This is a genomic window from Microbacterium neimengense, from assembly GCF_054782995.1.
Genome location: NZ_BAAGRK010000003.1, coordinates 1412640 through 1433017 on the forward strand (window position 1 = coordinate 1412640; position 20378 = coordinate 1433017).

A 20378-nucleotide genomic window follows, 5' to 3' on the forward strand; every position below is an offset into this window, starting at 1 on the left:
TGCACGTGTGCGAGGCGCGTCGCGTGCACGTTTGAGACACGCAAGCGGGCGTGGGAGGCGCCGGGTGGTGCGTGTCTCACTTGTGCACGCGTGGGGGGCCTTGCGCGTGCATGTGTGAGACACGGATGCGGGCGTCGAGCGGACGCGCGCCCCGAGCGGACCCCTGCGCGCCCGATCGGATGGGGATGCGCGCCGGAGCGGACACGTGCGCCCCGGGGTGGATGGGGATGCGTGCCCGCCGGCACCCGCCCGTATCCGCAACGCGGAGTGCGGAGAAACATCCTGGCAATACGCGCCCGATTAGGCTCATCGCATGGGCGACTTGTTCGACGGCTACGGCTCCACTCTCGCGCCGCGCAAGACCCCGCAGGGGCTGCCCGCTTTCGACGAGATGTTCGGTCATCCCGCGCACCCCGGGGCGGCTGCGGAGTCGCGCAGCGCCTATCGGGAGCTCTACCAGGCGCTGGCCCGCATGACGCAGGAGGAGCTGCGCGGACGCACTGAGTCGCTCGCCTCCAGCTACCTCGCGCAGGGCGTCACCTTCGACTTCGCAGGCGAGGAGCGGCCGTTCCCGCTGGATGCGGTGCCACGCATCATCGATTACGCGGAGTGGAGCGAGATCGAGGCGGGCGTCAAGCAGCGCGTCCGGGCCCTCGAGGCGTTCCTCGACGACGCCTACGGTCGCCAGAACTGCGTGCGAGACGGGGTGATCCCCGCTCGTCTGATCGCGTCGAGCCAGTACTTCTACCGCCAGGCCGCCGGCATCCATTCGGCGAACGGCGTCCGCATCCAGGTATCAGGCATCGACCTCATCCGCGACGAGCACGGCAAGATGCGCGTGCTGGAGGACAATGTCCGGGTGCCCTCGGGCGTCAGCTACGTCATCTCCAACCGGCGAGTCATGGCGCAGACGCTGCCCGAACTGTTCCTCTCGATGCGGGTGCGTCCCGTGGGCGACTACCCCAACAAGCTGCTCGCCGCCCTGCGTGCCTCGGCCCCGCCCGGGATCGACGACCCCAACGTCGTCGTGCTGACGCCCGGCGTCTACAACTCGGCGTACTTCGAGCACACACTGCTCGCGCGACTCATGGGTGTGGAACTCGTCGAGGGACGCGACCTGCTGTGCATGGGCGGGCGTGTCTTCATGCGCACCACGCGCGGGCCGAAGCGGGTCGACGTCATCTACCGCCGTGTCGACGACGACTTCCTCGACCCGCTGCAGTTCCGCGCCGACTCGATGCTGGGCGCGCCGGGGCTCATGCTCGCCGCGCGCATGGGCAACGTCACGATCGCCAACGCGGTGGGCAACGGCGTCGCCGACGACAAGCTGCTCTACACGTACACGCCCGATCTCATCCGCTACTACCTGTCGGAGGAGCCGATCCTGCCGATCGTCGACACCTGGCGGCTGGAGGATCCGGCGGCGCTCGAAGAGGTGCTCGACCGGCTCGACGAGCTCGTCGTGAAGCCCGTCGACGGCTCCGGCGGCAAGGGACTCGTGGTCGGTCCCGACGCATCGCGCGCCGAGCTCGATACGCTCCGCAAGACGTTGCTGGCCGACCCGCGCGGGTGGATCGCGCAGCCCGTGGTCATGCTCTCCACCATCCCGACGCTCGTCGAGGACGGGATGCGGCCGCGCCACGCGGACCTGCGACCGTTCGCCGTGAACGACGGCGACGACATCTGGGTGCTGCCCGGCGGGCTCACCCGGGTGGCGCTGCCGGAGGGCCAGCTCGTCGTCAACTCGAGCCAGGGCGGCGGCTCCAAGGACACGTGGGTGGTCGGCGGAGCAGCCCCCGGCCACGTCGAGTACGGGCAGGGCCAGGGTCTGGCGGGGCTCGTGGCCGATCAGGCCTCGACGATCACGCAGGCCATTCCGATCATCACGGATGCGGCACTCGAGGTCACTCCCGACGAGGTCGATCACTCGCCGTACGACCGTCCGCGCTCCAACGTCGAGCAGCAGGAGCAGCAGCAACAGGTTCGCGCCGCCGCATCCGCCCCGGGGCATGTCCCGCTTTCCGCAGGAATCGACCTCGAAAACTGCGGCAACTGGGACATGGGTTGCAGCAATCGGGACGTGGAGGGGGGTGCGGAATGCTGCTGAGCCGGATCGCCGAGAGCCTGTTCTGGATCGGGCGCTACATCGAGCGCAGCGACGGCACCGCCCGCATCCTCGACGTGCACCTGCAGCTGCTGCTGGAGGACCCGTGGATCGACGAGGACACCGCCTGCCGCTCGCTGCTCGCGGTCATGGGATCCTCGCCGCCCGACGGTGTCGAGACGGTCACCCGCGAGCACGTGCTCGCGCGTCTCGCCGTCGACCGCATGAACCCCTCCAGCATCCTCTACTCGTTGACCTCCGCGCGCGAGAACGCCCGCCGCGCGCGCGAGATCGTCTCGACCGAGCTGTGGGAGTGCCTCAACACGACCAACGCGCGGATGCCGCGGCGACTGCAGACCGACAAGGTGCACGAGTTCTTCCAGTGGGTGCGCGAGCGCGCCGCCCTCGCCGTCGGCGTCGTCGACTCCTCGACGAGTCGCGACGAGGCCTGGCAGTTCTTCACCCTCGGCCGATCGATCGAGCGCGCCGACATGACGGCGCGGCTGCTCGCCACCAGATCGCTGACCGAGGCATCGGGCCCGTCATGGACCACCATCCTGCGCTCCTGCGGCGCGTACGAGGCGTACCTGCGTACCTACCGCGGGATGCCGAGTGCGCGCAACGCGGCGGAATTCCTGCTGCTCGACCGCCTCTTCCCGCGCTCGATCATCTACTCGATCTCGCGGGCCGAGGAGTGCATCTCGGCCATCGACCCGCGCGAGGACCGCGTGGGGCAGTCCAATCAGGTGCTGCGGGCGCTCGGCCGCATCCGCAATGACCTCGAGTATCTGCCGATCGGTGACATCCTGAGCGAGCTTCCCGCCCATATGCTGCGGGTGCAGACGGTGACGCGCGAAGCGTCCGACGCCATCCGCCAGCGCTTCTTCCCGACGCAGGCCGAGCCCAGCTGGATCGGAGAGACCTCATGAAGCGGCTGCGGATCGAGCACGAGACGGGCTTCCGGTACGGCGGCGACGTCTCGGCCTCCTACAACGAGGCGCGGATGCTTCCCGGCACCACCGAGAGCCAGTTCGTGCTCAGCGCGGCGCTCGAGATCGAGCCGTCGACCGCCGTGAACACCTACGTCGACTACTTCGGCACGCGGGTGAGTGCGTTCGACGTGCTCTCGCCCCACCAGGCGCTGACGATCACCGCGCGCTCCCTGGTCGAGGTGCGTCCGCGGCCGATCGAGCACACCGGTATCACCTGGGAGCGGCTCGCGGTCGAGGCGGCGAGATCGCTCGAGACGGTCGAGCAGCTGACGCAGACGAACCGCACGCGCCCGCATCCCGAGGTCGCGGAGCTCGCCGCATCCTACGCAGCGCGTCACGACGACCCCGGCCGCGCGGCGCACGAGATCTGCGTCGCGATCGGGGATGCGGTGGAGTACATGCACGGTGTGACCGGCGTGCACTCCACGGCCATCGACGCGTGGGAGGCGCGCAAGGGCGTGTGCCAGGACATGGCGCACATAGCCATCGGTGCGCTGCGCTCGGTGGGGATCCCGGCGCGCTACGTGTCGGGCTACCTGCATCCGCGTCCGCAGGCCGAGGTCGGCGTCGCGGTGACGGGGGAGTCGCACGCGTGGGTCGAGTGGTTCGCCGGCGAGTGGACCGGCTTCGACCCGACGAACAACATCGAGATCGGCGACCGCCACGTGCTCGTGGGGCGCGGCCGCGACTACAACGACGTGCCGCCGCTGCGCGGCGTGTACGCGGGCCCGTTCAAGAGCAACCTGCACGTGAAGGTCACGATCACCCGAGAGGCCTGACCCGCGCGCTGCGGTTCGGCCCGGTCGGAGAATCGGCCGAATGTCGGAGGATGCGACCCGAAAACCCCCGACATCGGGCCGAATCTCCGACGTTCGAGCGGGGCATCGGGCCGGGCGCGTCGCGCCGGGCCCGTCGGGTCAGGGGCGCGGAGCGCGGGCGGTGCGCGGCGAGCGGCGGCGGATGCGGCGGCGGGCGGCCGCATCCGGGAGCGCGACGGGAGCGGTGGCGGCGGCGACCTCGTCGCTGAACTCTTCCGGGGCGACGACGCGGACGGGCCGGGTCTCGTCGATCTCGAATCGCAGGCGGGCCTCGGGGTCGCGATGCACCCGGCCGGACGCGAGGAGCCAGGTGACGCCGATCGCGCAGCCGATCAGGCCCGCGACCGCGCCGACGTCGATCGCTGTGCGCGGGCCCCAGGCGTCGGCGACCCAGCCGGCGATCGGTGCGCCGATCGGCGTGGCACCCATGATGACCGCCATGTACAGCGCGAGCACGCGGCCGCGCAGGGCCGGATCCGTCGTGGTCTGCACGTAGCCGTTCGCGGTCGTGAGGATCGTGACGGTGCTGAACCCGACGAACACGAGGCTCACGGCGTAGAGCGGGTAGGTCGGCATCGCCGCGGAGATGAGGGAGAAGACCCCGAAGGCGCCGAGAGCGGCGATCACGACCCGCATCCGGGCGCGATCGCGCCGCGCGGCCAGCAGCGCGCCCGCGAGGGAGCCGATGGCGAGTACGGAGCTCAGCAGCCCGTAGCCGTCGGCCTGCTGTCCGAACTGCACCGCCATCGTGGAGGCGAAGATCGGGAAGTTCATGCCGAACGCCGCGATCAGGAACACCATCGCGAAGATCACCGTCAGATCCGGCCGCCCCGCGACGTAGCGGAAGCCGTCGGCCAGTCGCGCGCCGCCCGGTGCCCGCGTGCGCGGGACGAGCTCGCGCACGCGCACGAGCATGAGCGCGACGAGCATCGCGAGGAAGGTGCCCGCGTTGACCATGAAGACCCACCCCGTGCCCACCAGCACGATCAGCACGCCGCCGATCGCCGGTCCCAGCAGACGCGCGGCGTTGAAGGATGCGGAGTTGAGGGCGACGGCATTGGAGGCGTCGTCGCGCGAGACGATGTCGGTCACGAACGCCTGGCGCGCGGGTGCGTCGAACGCGTTCGCGACGCCGAACGCCGCCGCGAAGCACCACATGAGCGGCAGCGTCATGACGTTCGTCAGCAAGAGGACGCCGACGGCGACGGCGAGCAGCATCAACGTCGACTGGGTGACCAGCAGCATCCGTCGGCGATCGAAGCGGTCGGCCGCCCAGCCGGTGACGCTCACGAGCACGAGGGGCGGCCCGAACTGCAGCGCCATCGTGATGCCCATGGCCGTGGCGTCGTTGTCGGTGAGCTGCGTCAGCACCACCCAGTCCTGGGCGGTGGCCTGCATCCACCCGCCGATGTTCGAGACGAGAGCTCCGAGGAACCAGACGCGGTAGTTGAACAGCCGCATCGAGCGGAACATGGCGCTCATCGCTCGGCCACCTTCCGCAGGATCTCGGATGCGGCGTGCAGCGTCGCGCGCTCGTCGGGATCGAGTTCGTCGAGCGCCTCCTCAAGCCACGCGTTGCGGCGGCGCACGGTCTCTTCGACGACGGCGCGGCCCGCATCCGTCAGGACGATGTTGACCTTGCGGCGGTCGATGTCGTCGCTGCGCCGCTCGAGGTAGCCCGACTCCTCGAGGCAGTTGACCGTGCGGTTCATGGATGGCGCGGTCACCCGCTCGCGCGCGGCGAGCTCGCCGAGCGTGCGCGTGCCGTTGACCTTCAGAGCCATGAGCACCGAGAACTGTCCGTCGCTCATCGAATCAACCGCGCGCTGGGCGCGCAGGCGCCGGGCGAGACGGAAGACGGACATGCGCAGCTCCGCCGCTTCGGCGGCGCGGGGGGATTCGTCGGTCATCTCGATCCTTAGCATAGCTCATTAGTCTTGCTAAGGATCTGTCGACTATCCGGACTCAGCCTGCTCGCGGCGACGTCCGCCGAGGGTGAGGGTCGCCGCCAGGCCCACGGCGATGAACCCCGCCGCGGTGAACGCGGCGTAGCGGGTGCCGTCGGAGAAGGCCGTCTCGGCGGCGGTCGCGATGTCTGCGGTCTGCGGGTTCGCGGCGAGTCCCGCGATGGCGCCGCCCGCGGAGTCGACGACGCTCGAGACGATCTCGTCGCGCTGGGATGCGGGCACGCCGGCATCGTCGAGCGAGCTCGCCAGCAGGCCGCCGGTCGAGGTGAACAGCACCGTGCCGAGGATCGCGACGCCGAGTGCCGCGCCGACCTGGCGGGACGTGGACTGCGTGCCCGACCCTTGCCCGGAGAGCTCGACCGGGACGTCCTGGAGGATGACGCCGGTGAGCTGCGCGGTCGCGAGTCCCACGCCGAACCCGTAGACGAACAGCGCCGGCAGCAGCCAGCCCCACGCCGCATCCGGGGCGACGACGAGACCGACCCAGACGATGCCGATGATCTCCGCGAGAAGTCCGACCCGCACGATCGCGACCGGCGTCACGCGGCCGGATGCGGCGCCGGCGAATCCGCTCGCGACGAAGGAGCCGATCGCCAGGGCCAGGAGCACCAGCCCCGTCTGCAGCGCGTCGAAACCGAGCACGAACTGCAGCCAGAGAGGCAGCGACAGGATGATGCCGAACTCGCCGAGCGCGACCGTGAGTGCGACGAGGTTGCCGTCGCGGAAGGTGCCGATGCGAAAGAGCGAGAGATCGAGGAGAGCGGCGCGTCCGCGGTGGACCCGGTGAACGCTCCACGAGATGAAGGCGACGAGCGCGACGACGGCGATCGCGAAAGCCACGGGGACGGGCGAGATCGAGAACGGCCAGGTGAACGAGCCGAGCGAGAAGGTGGTGTCGGTGTTCTGCCACCAGCCGTAGGTGCGCCCCTCGATGAGGCCGAACACGAGCGAACCGAAGAGAACGACGGACAGGAAGGCGCCCACCCCGTCGATGCCGCGTCGGGCCGATTCGCGGGACTCCGGAACGGTCAGCAGGACGCCGATCACGATGATGACGGCGAGAGGCAGGTTGATGCCGAACGCCCAGCGCCACGACAACGCCGTGGTGAGCCAGCCGCCCAGCAGCGGTCCGACGGCAGCCATGCCGCCGATCGTCGAGCCCCACACGGCGAATGCGATGCCACGCTCCTTGCCGCGGAAGGTTGCGTTGATGAGGGAGAGGGTCGTCGGCAGGATCATCGCACCGCCCACGCCCTGCACGAGTCGGGCGAGGATCAGCAGACGCCCGTCCGGGGCGAGAGCTGCGCCGATGGAGGCGAGAGCGAACAGGATCACGCCGATGAGCATGAGCCGGCGCCGGCCGATCCGATCGGCGATCGACCCGAACAGCAGGAGGAACGCGGCGAAGACGAGGGTGTACGCCTCCTGGATCCACTGCACCTCGGTCGAGGAGACACCCAGCTCGTCGACGATCGAGGGCACGGCGACGTTCACGATCGTCGAGTCCACGATGATCAGCGACACGGCGACGCTGATGAAGACCAGGCCCGCCCAGCGGCGGGATGGCGGAGCGTTCATGATGTATCTCGCTTTTCTAGCTTTCTCGACGAGAGATTACACCCGTCGGAGCCGCGCGCGACCCATAGCATCGAGACCATGCCGGAGTTCACCGACGCGCACGGCGTCGCGATCGTCTATGACGTCCATCCCGCCCAGGGCACCCCGCGCGGTGTCATCCAACTGCTCCACGGCGTCGGTGAGCACGCCGGCCGCTACCCGGCGCTCATCTCCGCCCTCACCGCCGCGGGCTTCACGGTGTATGTGGACGACCACCGCGGGCACGGACGCACCGGCCTGAAGCAGTGGGGCGATCCCGCGCGGCTCGGCCGGCTCGGCCGCGGCGGGCACCGGGCGGCGGTGGATGCGGTCTGGCAGCTGACCCGCCGCATCCGCGACGAGAACCCCGACCTGCCGCTCGTGCTGCTGGGCCACTCGTGGGGGTCCTTCCTCGCGCAGATCCTGGTGAACCGGCATCCGGAGGCCTACGACGCCGTCGTGCTGTCCGGGTCGGCGCTGCGCCTGCCGGGAACCCTGAACGCCGGCAACCTCAACGCCCCGTGGCGGCGCGAGGATGCCACGGGTACTGCATGGCTCTCGAGCGACCTCTCGGTCGGACGCGCGTTCGTCGACGACCCGCTCACCACGGGCACGCCCCTGCTGAAGCTCTTCGGCCCCGTCGACGCCGCGCGATTGTTCGGGCGTCCGCGCCGGAATCTGGGCCGCGACATCCCGATCCTGCTCATGGTCGGTCGCGAGGACACCGTGGGCGGCCCGCGCAGCGTCCACAAGCTCGCCGCCGAGTACCGCGAGCGCTCCGGGCTCACCGACGTCACGACGCTCGTCTACCCCGGCGCGCGCCACGAGATCTTCAACGAGGTGATGCAGGCCGACGTGCGCGCCGACCTCCTTGCCTGGCTCGACGCCCGCATCCCCTCCCGCGTCTGAGGGGCTCTCTCCCGCGAGACTGCATTTCGAGCACGAGATCACGGGTAAGCACCGTGATCTCGTGCGGGAAATGCAGTCTCGGCGATGGGTGGAAGCGGATGTGGGGAGCGCTGGGTCGAACGGATGCGGCGAGTAGCCGGGTGTGGGCCGAGGATGCGGGGCCGCGGGGGAGCGGGCGACCTAGGCTGAGAGCATGCACGGTGAGTACAAGGTCCCCGGGGGCAAGCTCGTTGTCGTCGATCTCGAGGTGCGGGAGGGGCGCATCGCCGATGTGCACCTCGCGGGCGACTTCTTCCTCGAGCCGGACGAGGCCCTGATCGACATCAACCGTGCGGTCGAGGGACTCTCGGTCGAGACGGATGCGGCCACGATCGCCGCCGCGGTGCGCGCGGCGCTTCCGGAGGGCGCGCAGCTGCTCGGGTTCTCGCCCGAGGCGGTCGGCACGGTCGTCCGGCGGGCGCTGGTCACCGCTCCCGGATGGAAGGACTTCTCCTGGGAGGTCGTGCACGACGCGCCCGTCTCGCCGCGGATGAACCTCGCCCTCGACGAGGTGCTCACCGCCCGCGTGGGCGACGGTCGGCGCAACCCCACGCTCCGGCTCTGGGAGTGGAACGAGTCCGCGGTGGTCATCGGCTCGTTCCAGTCGCTGCGCAACGAGGTCGACCCGGAGGGTGCGGCCCGCCACGGCTACGACGTCGTGCGGCGGATCTCGGGCGGCGGCGCGATGATGATGGGCGCCAACGCGATCATCACCTACTCGCTGTACGTACCGGCATCCCTGGTGGCGGGCATGACGTTCGCCGACTCGTATGCGTTCCTCGACGACTGGGCGCTGCAGGCGCTGCGCTCGCTCGGCGTCGAGGCGACGTACCAGCCGCTCAACGACATCTCCTCCCCGCAGGGCAAGATCGGCGGCGCCGCGCAGAAGCGCCTCGCCAACGGCGGCGTCCTGCACCACGCGACCCTGAGCTATGACCTCGACGGCGAGGTCATGACCCAGGTGCTGCGCATCGGGCGCGAGAAGCTGAGCGACAAGGGCACGGTCTCGGCGGCCAAGCGCGTCGACCCGCTGCGGCGCCAGACGGGACTGCCGAGAGAGCAGATCATCGAGCGCTTCATCAGCACGTTCTCCACGATGTACGGCGCGACGACCGGGCATATCACCGAAGAGGAATACGCCGAGGCGGAGGCGCTCGTTCAGAGCAAGTTCGCCACGGATGCGTGGTTGCAGCGCGTGCCGTGAGCGGGCCCACCCCCGGAACCGTCGCCATCCACCACGGCGACAACCTCGCCATCGCGAAGGAGCTCCCCTCCGGAGCCTTCACGCTCGTGTACCTCGATCCGCCGTTCAACACCGGGCGCTCCCGCATCCGCGCGATCGAGACGGCGACCGCGTCCGCGCCGGATGCGGTCTCCCAACCCGGCTTCCGCGGGCAGGAGTACGCGCGGCTGCGGGGCGACCTGCGCGCGTACGACGACCGGTTCGACGACTACTGGGGCTTTCTCGAACCGCGGCTGATCGAGGCGTGGCGTCTGCTGGCCGACGACGGCACGCTGTACCTGCATCTCGACTACCGCGAGGTGCACTATGCGAAGGTCATGCTCGACGCGCTCTTCGGTCGCGACCGGTTTCTGAACGAGATCGTGTGGGCCTACGACTACGGCGCGAAGAGTCGGCGCCGATGGCCGACGAAGCACGAGACGATCCTCGTGTACGTGAAGGATCCGGAGCGCTACTTCTTCGACGCGGATGCGGTGGATCGGGAGCCGTACATGGCGCCGGGACTCGTCACGGCCGAAAAGGCCGCGCGCGGCAAGCTCCCCACCGACGTGTGGTGGCACACGATCGTGCCGACCTCGGGCAGCGAGAAGACCGGATATCCGACGCAGAAGCCCGAGGGCGTGCTGCGCCGTATCGTGCAGGCATCCAGCCGACCCGGCGACGCGGTGCTGGACCTCTTCGCGGGCAGCGGCACCACCGGCGCGGTCGCCGCTCCCCTCGGCCGGCATGCCGTGCTCGTCGACGACAACGCGGATGCGGTCGCCGTCATGCGTCAGCGGATGCCGCGCGCCGTGCTCATCCCGCCCCTGCCCCGCGAGGCCTGAGCCCCGCTCGGGGAGGGCGGGCGTCAGAGCAGGGCGGCGGTGCCGGCGTAGCCGTCGGGGACGACGGGGGAGTCGACGTCGAAGACCTGCGTGGTGCCGGGCGCCTCGCTCCATGGCGTCCAGGACGCCCGATGGTCGCGGATGAAGTCCACCGCCGTCGCGTGCATCTGCGCGGCGAGGGATGCGGGCGCAGTGGTGCCCGCAATCCGGGCGACACCGTCGGCCTCGAGGCGTCCGAACCAGAAGGGCACGTCGAGGCAGTGGCAGGCCCAGCCGATCGTGGGCGAGGGCCAGGTGAACCGGTACGCCCACGTCGGAGCGGCCGACCGGCGGGCGTTTGCGACGCGCGGCACGAGCGCACCGAACACGCGGTCGGTCACGTAGCGCCCGAGCACGGCCGCCGTCCCCTTCCCGCGCGGACCCGGGTTGTCGCGCAGGTAGGCGCGTCGCCGCCGGCGGTCGAGCCCGAGGGCCGCCAGTGCCAGCCAAGCCGGGATGAGGCGCAGCTTGTGGGCGAACGAGTCGGTGACCATCGTGAACTCGTCGGCCGTGGAGCCGAGCAGCAGGGGCTTGTCGGCGCCGACGCCCGCGGCGATCGAGGTCGGGGTGTCCGTGCGGAGCAGGTCGCCGTCGACCGCGGGCCCCCACGCGCGTTCGGCGATCATCTCGCGCAGCGGTGCGAGCCGTCCGCGGTGCGGGGCGAGCTCGATCGTGCTCTGCAGGGCGTGCAGTCTCTCCTCGGGCACCGAGGCGAATCCGTGGCGGTCCGCGCTCACGCCGGCCGCGGCCGCCAGGCGTGCGCCGCGGGCGCGCGCCTCGTCGAGCGGGACATCTCCCAGTGCGCCGGAGATCGACCACGCCGCCGCGAAGAGGTGCTGCGCCGACGGCATCCCGAGCAGCGTCAGCACCGCACCCCCGCCGGCGGACTGCCCGCCGATCGTCACGCGTGCGGGGTCGCCGCCGAACGCGGCGATGTTCTGCTGCACCCACTCGAGGGCTGCGATCCAGTCCCGCACGCCGCGATTGCTCACGGCGCCATCGATCGCCCCGAACCCGTCGAAACCGAGCCGGTACGAGAGGGTCACGACGACGATCCCCGCGCGGGCGAACGTGTCACCGTCGTACCAGGGGCTCGCGGGAGAGCCGGAGATGTACCCGCCGCCGTGGATCCACACGAGGACGGGGAAGGGGGCCGCCGCATCCGTCTCCGGTGCGAAGACGTTCACGTTGAGCGTCGCGTCGCCCGGCACCGACGGCTCGGGGATGAGCGTGATCCCGGTGTCGCCGCGCTGCGGGGTCGGGCCGTAGGCGGTCGCGTCGCGCACGCCGTCCCAGGGCGAGGCGGGCCGCGGGGCAGCGAAGCGGTTCTCGCCGACCGGAGCCGCCGCGAAGGGGATGCCGAGGAACGCGAGGGAGCCCGGGCGGCGGAGGCCTCGGAGGGTACCGGTCGAGATGGTGACGAGAGGATCGGTCATCGCAGCTGCGCCTGGTGTCCGGTCAGGGCGCTCTGGAACGCGGCGCGGAGGATCGCGGCCATGTCGACTGACGGATCCAGCAGCCACTGCAGCTGGGCGCCGTCCCACGCGGCCTGCACGAGCCTGCTGGCGGTGGCGGGCGAGACGTCAGACCTCATCCGCCCGGCATCGGCGGCCTCCTGGAACCACTCGCGGAGGCCGTCGAGGAATCCGGAGGTGCGATCGGCGAAGTACGCGTGCGCCGGGTGCGCGCGATCGCTCGCCTCCACCGACATCCGCGCGAACAGGTGCACGAGCCCGGGAACCTGGGCATTGTGCGCGATCATCCGCTCGTACGCCGCGGGCAGGTCGTCCGTGCCTTCGGGGTGGTAGGTACGCAGGTCCAACTCGTCGCGCTTGCGGAGGATCTCCACGAACAGGTGCTCTTTGCTGTCGAAGTAGTGCAGCAGCCCCGCCTGGCTGAGCCCCACGGTGTCCGCGATCTCGCGCACGGACGCGGCGCGATAGCCCTCGCGGGCGATCACCGCGAGCGCCGCCTCGAGGATCTGCTCGCGCCGGGCGACGCCCTTCGCATAGGCCCCCCGCTGCGTCATGTTCCCGAGGATATGCCCGAAACCGCTTGTGCGACGAAAACCGAGCGACATAAGCTTTTCGCGTCGGCGCGGAGCAGCGCTGCGATCACGAAGGAGCACCATGACGGATGTGTCCCCCGCCGAGCTGACGCTCGAGGAGAAGGCTTCGCTCACCAGCGGCCGCGATTTCTGGACCACCAAGCCGATCGACCGGGTCGGGGTGCCCTCGATCATGATGACCGACGGTCCTCACGGGCTGCGCAAGCAGTCGGCGGCAAGCGATCACCTCGGGCTCGCGCAGAGTATTCCCGCCACGTGCTTCCCTCCCGCTGTGGGCCTGGGCTCCTCGTTCGACCCCGAGCTCGCGGAGCGGGTAGGGGTCGCCCTGGGCGCGGAGTCCGCGCTCGAGGACGTCGCCGTGATCCTCGGCCCCGGTGTCAACATCAAGCGTTCGCCGCTGTGCGGCCGCAACTTCGAGTACTTCTCCGAGGACCCGATCGTCTCGGGCGTCATGGGTGCCGGTCTCGTGCGCGGCATCCAGTCGCGGGGCGTGGGAGCCTCGCTCAAGCACTTCGCCGCGAACAACCAGGAGACCGACCGCCTGAGGGTTTCGAGCGACGTCGATCCCCGGCCCCTGCGTGAGATCTATCTGCGCGGCTTCCAGCGCGTCGTCGAGGACGCGCAGCCGTGGACGCTCATGTGCTCGTACAACCGCATCAACGGCGTCTACGCCTCCGAGGACCCGTGGCTGCTCACCTCCGTGCTCCGCGGCGAATGGGGCTTCGAGGGACTCGTCGTTTCCGACTGGGGCGCGGTCAACGACCGCGTCGCCGGCGTCGTGGCGGGGCTCGACCTCGAGATGCCCTCGAGCGGCGGTCGCACCGACGCGCAGCTCGTCGCCGCCGTGAGAGACGGCTCGCTGGACGAGGCCGCCGTGGATCTCGCCGCCGGCCGCGTGCTCGATCTCGTACGCAAGGCCGAAGCGCGGCCCGCCGCATCCGGGACACTGGACGTCGACGCGCACCACGCGCTCGCCCGCGAGGCGGCCGGTCGCTCGATCGTGCTGCTGAAGAACGACGGCGGCATCCTCCCGCTTGGTCGCTCGCAGCGCATCGCTGTCATCGGTGCGTTCGCCGCCGAGCCGCGCTTCCAGGGCGCGGGCTCCTCTCTCATCAACCCGACGCGGGTGGATGCGGCCCTCGACGCGATCCGCGACGCCGCCGACGGCGAGGTCGCTTTCGCCGCCGGCTTCACGTTCGACGGCAGCGGGGATGCGGACGCGCTCCGCGCCGAGGCGGTCGCTGCCGCCGCATCCGCCGAACGCGTCGTGGTGTTCCTGGGCCTTCCCGCCGCGGAGGAATCCGAGGGCTTCGACCGCACGCACATCGACCTGCCTGCGGCGCAGCTCGCGCTCGTCGAGGAGGTCGTGACGGTCAACCCGAACGTGGTGGTCGTGCTCTCCAACGGCGGCGTCGTCGCCCTGCCCTTCGCCGAGCGCGTGCCGGCGATCCTGGAGGGATGGCTGCTCGGCCAGGCCGGCGGCTCGGCCACGGCCGACGTGCTCTTCGGCGACGTCAACCCGTCGGCCAAGCTCACCGAAACGATTCCGCTGCGGCTGGAGGACACCCCCTCCTACGGCAGCTTCCCGGGCGAGTTCGGCCACGTGCGCTACGGCGAGGGGCTCCTCGTGGGCTACCGCGGGTTCGACGCGGCCGCGAAGGACGTCGCCTTCCCGTTCGGCCACGGACTCTCCTACACGAGCTTCTCCTACGGGGATGCCGCCGTCGAGGTCACCGAGGCGGGTGACCTGCTCGTACGGGTCGACGTCACCAACACCGGGGACCGCGCCGGGCGCGAGATCGTGCAGGTCTACTCCTCGCTGCCGGACTCCGCCGTACAGCGGGCGCCGCGGGAGCTGAAGTCGTTCCTGTCGGTCGCGCTGGATGCGGGCGAGACCCGCACGGCCGAGTTGATCGTCCGCCGCGGCGACCTCGCCTACTGGGACATCCGGATCGACGGCTGGGCCGTGGAGCCGGGCGAGTACGTGTTCGAGGTCGCGGCATCCAGCCGCGACATCCGCTCGTCCGTCGCGCTCGAGCTGGCAGGCGACGAGGTGCGTCCGCCCCTGTCGCGCGAGTCGTCGATCGGCGAGCTGTTGCAGAACCCCGCAACCGCCCCGATCATCGGCCCGGCGATCACCGCGATGTTCGGGGACGACGCGGGGATGATCAAGATGATGGCGTCGTTCCCGATCGGCCGCCTCGCCGCTTTCCCGAATGCGCCCGTGAGCGACCAGCAGGTCGACGAGCTGATCGCGGCCGGCAACGCCTGAGGCTCAGGATGTGGCAGAGCGAAGGGCCCCGGGAAGTCGCCTTCCCGGGGCCCTTCGACGTCACTTGAGCGTGTAGGTCACGGCATCCACTCGCATGACATCGCCCGAGACCTTCTCCAGACGCAGCACATGGTCGCGGTTCTTGAGCTTTTCGCTCGTGAAGAGCGGCTGCTGGGTCAGGCGGGCAGGACCCGAGGTGTCGATCGTGTCGACGAGTTCGCCGTCGATGTAGACCGCCACCTCCCCCTGATCCGGCGCGATCGGACCCGTGACCGCGACCGAGGTGCCGCGGAAAGCGAACTCGACTGCCGCGCCGTTCTCGGTGGTAGCGTGCACGTCGCCGCGCACATCGCCGCGGAAACGGAACTCGAGACTGCTCTCGCCATCCGGCAGCGACGAGAGGAAGCCCTCGCGCAGCGTCACCGTGTCGCCGTCGACGTCGTAGTCCTCGCCGCCGACCAGGACGCGCTCGCCGACCGCGATACCGGCGAGCTCGCCGCCGGGGCGCTGCAGCGTGACCTGCGCGTCGGCCGGCGCAGCCCGGTCGAACGAGATCTCGTCCTGGCCGAGCAGACTCTCCTGCACGACATCGAGCTTGTCGAGGAGCATGAACTGCCCGGACTTCTTCACGGCGCGCAGGGTGTGCTGCGCGCTCGGAAGATCCCGCACGCTATAGACCGCCTGCTGCACGCCACGTGGCGTGCCGGCCGGGAGCGAGGTATCGACGGTGTCAACGAGCTGGCCGTCGAGGTAGATCTCCACCTCGCCCTGCGACTCATGCGTCTCCGTCACGTAGTCGATTCCCGTCCCGACGAACGTGTACTCGAACGCGCTGCCGTTCGCCTCCGCGTACTGCACGTCGTCGTTGTAGTCGCCCATTCCGCGGCCGCTGCTCCGGCTCCACGTGCCGGAGTACGTGATGGCCGGGTCATCGTTGTTGACGGCGATGGTGCGCTCGGCCCCCGCGTCGCGCGCCGCGGCGGAGTCGGTCACCGAGACGGTCAGCGGCTGCGATGCGGGAGCGACCTCGCGGCCGTTGTTGCGCTGCCAGTCGCCTTGATACGTCAGGCGCAGGTCGTCGTCGTTCAGGCTGAGCGTCGACTTCTTCGCGGGCGTCACCGTGAACAGACGCGCGCCGTGAATCGGCACATCCTCCGCGGTGAACGATCCGTCCTGCGATCCCAGGTTCTTCTTCGCCCACAGGTCCCGGACCTTGGCCTTGCCGTCCAGGCCCAGATCCGCCCAGTTGATGGTGATGTCGGCGTCGGTGCGGCCGAGGTTGAACACGGCGACCGTGAGTGAACCGTCGGTGTTGACCGAGTACCAGGTCTGGTGGTTGCCGCCGGTGCTCACGGGGCGAGCCGGACGTCCGGCCTGGTTGACCGCGATGACCTCGTCGTTCGTGAGCAGTTCGAGCCCGTACTCGTCGAGGTTCGTCAGGTCGTTACCGACGTACATCGGCGCGGCGGACACGGCCCAGAGCGTTGCGGCGGTGCGACGCTCGTCGCGAGTCAGGCCGTCCATCGCTCCGTTTCCCACGTTGAGGGAATCGAGGTCGTTCCATCCGCCGGGACCGCCGTGGCGCCACCACTCGTTCAGCCGCGGGAAGAGGCGGGCGATGTTGTCCCACGTCGTGAGGGCTTCGCCTTCGCAATAGCACTCGACATCCCAGTCGATCCGCCAACCCTGCGCGTACTGCTTCCAATAGTCGATGTAGCGGATGTCGAGGGCCCACGACAGTTCCATCCAGATGTCGTTGCGCTTGAGCGCCTGAGACCACGCCGCGACGTCGTCGCGCGCGTCGAGCGACAGGTCGCCGACGCCGGATCCGGGGGTCACGCTGTCGAACTTCACGAAGTCCACCCCCCAGCCGCCGATCATGTCGGCGATGGAGTCGATGTACTTCTGCGAGCACGGGTTGGAGAAGTCGATCCGGTACCCGAGGTCCCAGTAGTCGGCCTGTTGCAGCGGTTGCAGGGCGATGTCGCCCGTCGAGCATTCGGGTGCGCCGTAGATCGGTAGGTCGTCCTCGTACACCTGAGGGGAGAGCCCCGGGATGAAGTAGAGGCCGAAGGTCTGGCCGTTGGCGTGCACGTGGTCGATGACGGCCTGCAGCCCGTTCGGATAGAGCGTCTCGCTGGGCGTCGGGCGACCGTATTCGTCGACGCCGCCGTTCCAGCCCGCGTCCACATTGATGCTGTTGTAGCCGTGTGACTGCAGCTTCTCGTGCATCGCGTCCGACTGCGCCATGATCTGGTCGGCGTTGATCCACTGTCCGTCGCCGGTGAAGACCTGCATGCTGAAGCTGCTCCAGCCCATGTAGGGCTTGAGAGCGCGTTCCGCCAGAGAGGAACCGGACGAATCCTCGGTGGTGAGGGGGACGGATGCGGCTGGCTCCGCGGCGTGCGCCGGGGAGAGGACGGCCAGCCCGGCCGCGACGAGCGCGACCGTGGACAGAGCCGCCGCGCTTCGACGTCGCCAGAGCGAGGGGGGAGCGGACATGGGGAATCTCCTTTTCTGCGGTGGGTTCATCGGCGAACTCCGGCGCGCTTCGTTGCGCGCCGCCGGAGGCGAAAGGGTCAGCGGGAGGAGAGCTCCTCACGCAGGTCGGTGGTCGCGGCGAGCCAGAGGCGCGCCAGTGCGGTGTGGCCCGCCGGCGAGGGGTGCACGCCGTCCGGCGCGAGAGCCGCCGGATCGCCCAGCGCGGAGAGCGCCGCGTCGGCCGGAACAAGGACGGCGCGGTACTCGAACGCGAGGCGATGGACGACCTCGATCTTGGCCTCGAGGTCTGCTCGCCACTCGTGCTGCTCGGCGCGCACCGGCAGCAGGAACGGCTCGACGAGCACCACACGGGCACGGGTGGCGTCGAGCATCGCCCGATAGTCCGCTTCGAATCGCTCGGCGGAAGTGGGATCGTCGGCGTCGAATCGCCGCCACGTGTCGTTGACGCCGACCAGGATGCTGACGAGCGCGGGCTCTTGCGCCGCGACGTCGGAACGCCAGCGGGCGCGAAGATCCCGTGCGCGATCGCCGGAGACGCCGCGGTTGATCACGCGGCATCCGGCAAGGGCGGGGTCGTTGGCGAGCAGGCGCACATAGCCGTCGCCGAGGCCTGAGGGATCTTCGCGCCGGCCGCAGTCGGTCACGCTGTCGCCGGCGAAGAGCACCGTAACCCCGGTCACGAGAGCCGCCGGACGTCGAAGAGCATCGCCTGCTGCGGATCGAGTGTCGGCAGAGGCACGCCCGCGACCGCCAACACGCTGCCGGGCAGCGCGAGAGCGTCGCCCGTGGCGTCGATCACCCACGTGGGATCCGCGGCCTCGCGGCGCGTGGCCTCGCCCAACTCGGTGCGCACGCGGATGCTGTAGTGCGCCTGCGGGTCGAGCCCGGGCAAGGCGATGCGCCCGCTCTGTCCTTCGGAGGAGCTGGCGAGGCGAGACCACGTGTACACCGCCCGGCTTCCGTCCTGCGCGACGATGCCGGTGAGCTGCGTCGCATCCCCGGAGAGATCGGCGTTCACGATGCGACCGGTGTGCACGAGAGGGCGCAGTTCGCGGTACAGCGCGGCCCACGCGGCGACCGCGGCCAGCTGCTGCGCATCGGCCGTCGTGAGATCCGCCTCGATGCCGGCGTGCGCCGTAAGAGCGGTGACCAGACGGAACGAGAGGTCCGTGACGCGGGACGTCGTGTGCGAGCGGGCATCGCCCAGGTGCGATCCGATCAGCTCGGGAGGAACGACGGTGCGCGTCCAGCGCTCGATGCGGGACCGCTCGACGGGGTCGTTGCAGTCGGACGCCCACACGCGGTCCGTGCGCTCGAGGATCCCCAGGTCGACGCGCCCCCCGCCGCCGGAGCACGTCTCGATCTCGAGGCCGGGGTGTCGCCGCCGCAGCTCGTCGAGCAGCCGGTAGAGCGCGAGGGTCTGTGCCCGCACCGCGGGGCGATCACCGTCGGGGCGGCGTGCGACCGCCTCGAGGAGATCGCGGTTGTGGTCCCACTTGAGGTAGTCGATGTCGTACGCCGAGACGATCGTGCTGACGCGATCGAGCAGATACTCCCATGCCTCGGGGCGCGCGATATCCAGCACCTGCTGATTGCGCGCGGTGGGCCCGGCGCCCTGGCTGGGTGCCAGGATCCAGTCCGGATGCGCGCGAGCCAGGTCGGAGTCCGGGCTGATCATCTCGGGTTCGAACCACAGGCCGAACTGCATGCCGGCGCCGCGCACCAGGTCGACGAGAGGCGCCAGTCCGTCGGGCCATACGCCGTCATCGATGTACCAGTCGCCGAGTCCCGCGCGGTCGGATCGGCGATGACGGAACCAACCGTCGTCCAGGACGAGGCGTTCTACGCCGACCTCGGCTGCCCGCTCGACGAGCGCCGCGAGACGGGGCAGGTCGTGGTCGAAGTACACGGCCTCCCAGGTGTTGAGGGTGAGCGGGCGAGGCGACGAGGGATGGGTGGACCGCGCGCGCAGGCGACGGTGCAGGCGATCCGACACTCCGTCGAGGCCCGCGCCGGAGTACACGAAGACGACCGGCGGTGCGTCGTAGCGCTCGCCGGCGCCGAGTCGCACCTCGCCGGCGCGCAGCAGTTCGCCGGCGCCGAGCACGGAACGCAGCGCACCGGCACTTTCCGGGAGTCGCTCAGCGAGGTACTCGCCGTCGCCCGAGTAGGCGAGGTGCGCGGCCCAGACCTCACCGTGGCCGAACCCGAACCCCTCGGTGCCGAGGGCGAGCAGGAACGGTGAATCGTGACCGGGCTTACCCCGTCGCGCTCGGCGCACGTGGGACCCCTCCCGCAGCGGCCCGCGCTGCGGGGCGCGCTCGCGCACCCACTTTCCCGTGAAGTCCAGGAGCTCGCTCGCGCGCGCCGGCACGGGCAGAAGGGCCCGTAGCCCGTCGAGGTCGTAGAGCGCGCCCTCGCTCGCAGCGGGACGCTCCACCGCCAGCGAGACGGTCAGCACGCCGAAGCGGTCGAGCGCGTAGGCGGCCTCGCCATCGAGACCGGTGACGTCGTCGTGCAGGCGGATGCGGATGCGGCCGCCCCCGGCCGGGTCGATGTCGACGTCCACGGCCACGAGTCGAGGGCGTGGCGTGGTGGCGGTTCCCGCCGCGTGTCCGGACTGCGCGGGCGTGCCCGACCACCCGTCGTGCTCGGTGGGCCAGATTGTGAAGGAGCGGGGCACATCGGGCGCGTTGTTCAGGATCGCCGGTGTTCCGGTCAGTCGCAGCGCGGCGGTCGTCGCGACGTCGTCACCGAGGTCTGCGCCCCAGTGCAGGACGCGCGGAACCGCGGCCTCGAGGTCGATCACGAGGCTGACGCCGGCAGCGCGCAAGTGGGGGGCGGCATCATCGCCGTGGTACATCGGAGCTCCCTCGGTGGGTTTCTTGACAGCGTCAATAAACCATGTTTACTCTGACGCTGCAAGCACGGCCGCCGGATCACGACCGGCGGATCGCGCATCCCCCACAGCGCGCCCAACGCGGTCGTTCGGCGCGGAACAGGAA

General features: G+C 70.3%; 15 protein-coding genes. 7 read left to right on the forward strand and 8 right to left on the reverse strand.

What is annotated here, in order from left to right; translation table 11 throughout:
* Nucleotides 1-313 precede the first annotated feature (313 nt).
* The 3 genes from ACYVJS_RS09630 to ACYVJS_RS09640 are packed head-to-tail and all read left to right on the forward strand — an operon-like array spanning nucleotide 314 to nucleotide 3875.
* The gene (locus tag ACYVJS_RS09630) at nucleotides 314-2107 is read left to right on the forward strand and encodes a circularly permuted type 2 ATP-grasp protein (protein ID WP_460739725.1); all 1794 of its coding nucleotides are present in this window, start codon (nucleotides 314-316) and stop codon (nucleotides 2105-2107) included.
* Entirely contained in the window at nucleotides 2101-3033 is a 933-nt protein-coding gene (locus ACYVJS_RS09635) for an alpha-E domain-containing protein (RefSeq protein ID WP_137419271.1), read from the forward strand. The genes ACYVJS_RS09630 and ACYVJS_RS09635 overlap by 7 nt, the downstream gene beginning before the upstream one ends.
* Complete coding sequence (locus tag ACYVJS_RS09640) at nucleotides 3030-3875, forward strand: transglutaminase family protein (protein ID WP_460739726.1); 846 nt, start codon at nucleotides 3030-3032, stop codon at nucleotides 3873-3875. Before ACYVJS_RS09635 ends, ACYVJS_RS09640 begins: the two co-directional genes overlap by 4 nt.
* Nucleotides 3876-4013: 138 nt before the next feature.
* Here the strand turns inward: ACYVJS_RS09640 and ACYVJS_RS09645 are convergent, their stop codons facing one another.
* From ACYVJS_RS09645 to ACYVJS_RS09655, 3 genes are read right to left on the reverse strand one after another with little or no spacing between them, the layout of a single operon-like run.
* Nucleotides 4014-5387: an MFS transporter gene (locus ACYVJS_RS09645; protein WP_460739882.1), complete on the reverse strand. Its 1374-nt coding sequence runs from the start codon at nucleotides 5385-5387 to the stop codon at nucleotides 4014-4016.
* Nucleotides 5388-5392: 5 nt separating this feature from the next.
* Nucleotides 5393-5824, reverse strand: coding sequence for a MarR family winged helix-turn-helix transcriptional regulator (locus ACYVJS_RS09650; RefSeq protein ID WP_460739727.1), 432 nt, complete (start codon nucleotides 5822-5824; stop codon nucleotides 5393-5395).
* Between the two features lie 45 nt (nucleotides 5825-5869).
* Nucleotides 5870-7459 carry a DHA2 family efflux MFS transporter permease subunit gene (locus tag ACYVJS_RS09655; RefSeq protein WP_460739728.1) on the reverse strand — a complete coding sequence of 530 codons (1590 nt, stop codon included), beginning with the start codon at nucleotides 7457-7459 and terminating at the stop codon, nucleotides 5870-5872.
* 78 nt (nucleotides 7460-7537) lie between these two features.
* Here ACYVJS_RS09655 and ACYVJS_RS09660 point away from each other — a divergent pair, with 78 nt between their 5' ends.
* The 3 genes from ACYVJS_RS09660 to ACYVJS_RS09670 all read left to right on the forward strand — a co-directional run bounded on the left by ACYVJS_RS09660 (nucleotide 7538) and on the right by ACYVJS_RS09670 (nucleotide 10492).
* On the forward strand, nucleotides 7538-8386 hold the full coding sequence (locus tag ACYVJS_RS09660; protein WP_460739729.1) for an alpha/beta fold hydrolase: 849 nt from the start codon (nucleotides 7538-7540) through the stop codon (nucleotides 8384-8386).
* A 193-nt stretch (nucleotides 8387-8579) separates the two neighbouring features.
* On the forward strand, nucleotides 8580-9629 hold the full coding sequence (locus ACYVJS_RS09665; protein WP_460739730.1) for a lipoate--protein ligase family protein: 1050 nt from the start codon (nucleotides 8580-8582) through the stop codon (nucleotides 9627-9629).
* Nucleotides 9608-10492, forward strand: a complete 885-nt coding sequence (locus tag ACYVJS_RS09670; RefSeq protein WP_460739731.1) for a DNA-methyltransferase — start codon at nucleotides 9608-9610, stop codon at nucleotides 10490-10492. Before ACYVJS_RS09665 ends, ACYVJS_RS09670 begins: the two co-directional genes overlap by 22 nt.
* Nucleotides 10493-10515: 23 nt before the next feature.
* Here ACYVJS_RS09670 and ACYVJS_RS09675 read toward each other — a convergent pair whose 3' ends face one another.
* Together ACYVJS_RS09675 and ACYVJS_RS09680 are read right to left on the reverse strand one after the other, a co-directional pair.
* Nucleotides 10516-11967, reverse strand: a complete 1452-nt coding sequence (locus ACYVJS_RS09675; RefSeq protein ID WP_460739732.1) for a carboxylesterase/lipase family protein — start codon at nucleotides 11965-11967, stop codon at nucleotides 10516-10518.
* A complete protein-coding gene (locus ACYVJS_RS09680; protein WP_460739733.1) occupies nucleotides 11964-12560 on the reverse strand; it encodes a TetR/AcrR family transcriptional regulator in 597 nt (198 codons plus the stop codon). Before ACYVJS_RS09680 ends, ACYVJS_RS09675 begins: the two co-directional genes overlap by 4 nt.
* A gap of 100 nt (nucleotides 12561-12660) precedes the next feature.
* Between ACYVJS_RS09680 and ACYVJS_RS09685 the strand changes: the two genes are divergently transcribed.
* Nucleotides 12661-14871, forward strand: a complete 2211-nt coding sequence (locus ACYVJS_RS09685) for a glycoside hydrolase family 3 C-terminal domain-containing protein (RefSeq protein ID WP_460739734.1) — start codon at nucleotides 12661-12663, stop codon at nucleotides 14869-14871.
* A 60-nt stretch (nucleotides 14872-14931) separates the two neighbouring features.
* On the opposite strand, the gene ACYVJS_RS09690 is transcribed toward ACYVJS_RS09685, so the two are convergent.
* From ACYVJS_RS09690 to ACYVJS_RS09700, 3 genes are all read right to left on the reverse strand, one after another.
* Nucleotides 14932-17373, reverse strand: a complete 2442-nt coding sequence (locus tag ACYVJS_RS09690) for a X2-like carbohydrate binding domain-containing protein (protein ID WP_460739735.1) — start codon at nucleotides 17371-17373, stop codon at nucleotides 14932-14934.
* Between the two features lie 77 nt (nucleotides 17374-17450).
* Nucleotides 17451-18053, reverse strand: a complete 603-nt coding sequence (locus ACYVJS_RS09695) for an SGNH/GDSL hydrolase family protein (RefSeq protein WP_460739736.1) — start codon at nucleotides 18051-18053, stop codon at nucleotides 17451-17453.
* Nucleotides 18050-20236: an alpha-galactosidase gene (locus ACYVJS_RS09700; RefSeq protein WP_460739737.1), complete on the reverse strand. Its 2187-nt coding sequence runs from the start codon at nucleotides 20234-20236 to the stop codon at nucleotides 18050-18052. The genes ACYVJS_RS09695 and ACYVJS_RS09700 overlap by 4 nt, the downstream gene beginning before the upstream one ends.
* Nucleotides 20237-20378 lie beyond the last annotated feature (142 nt).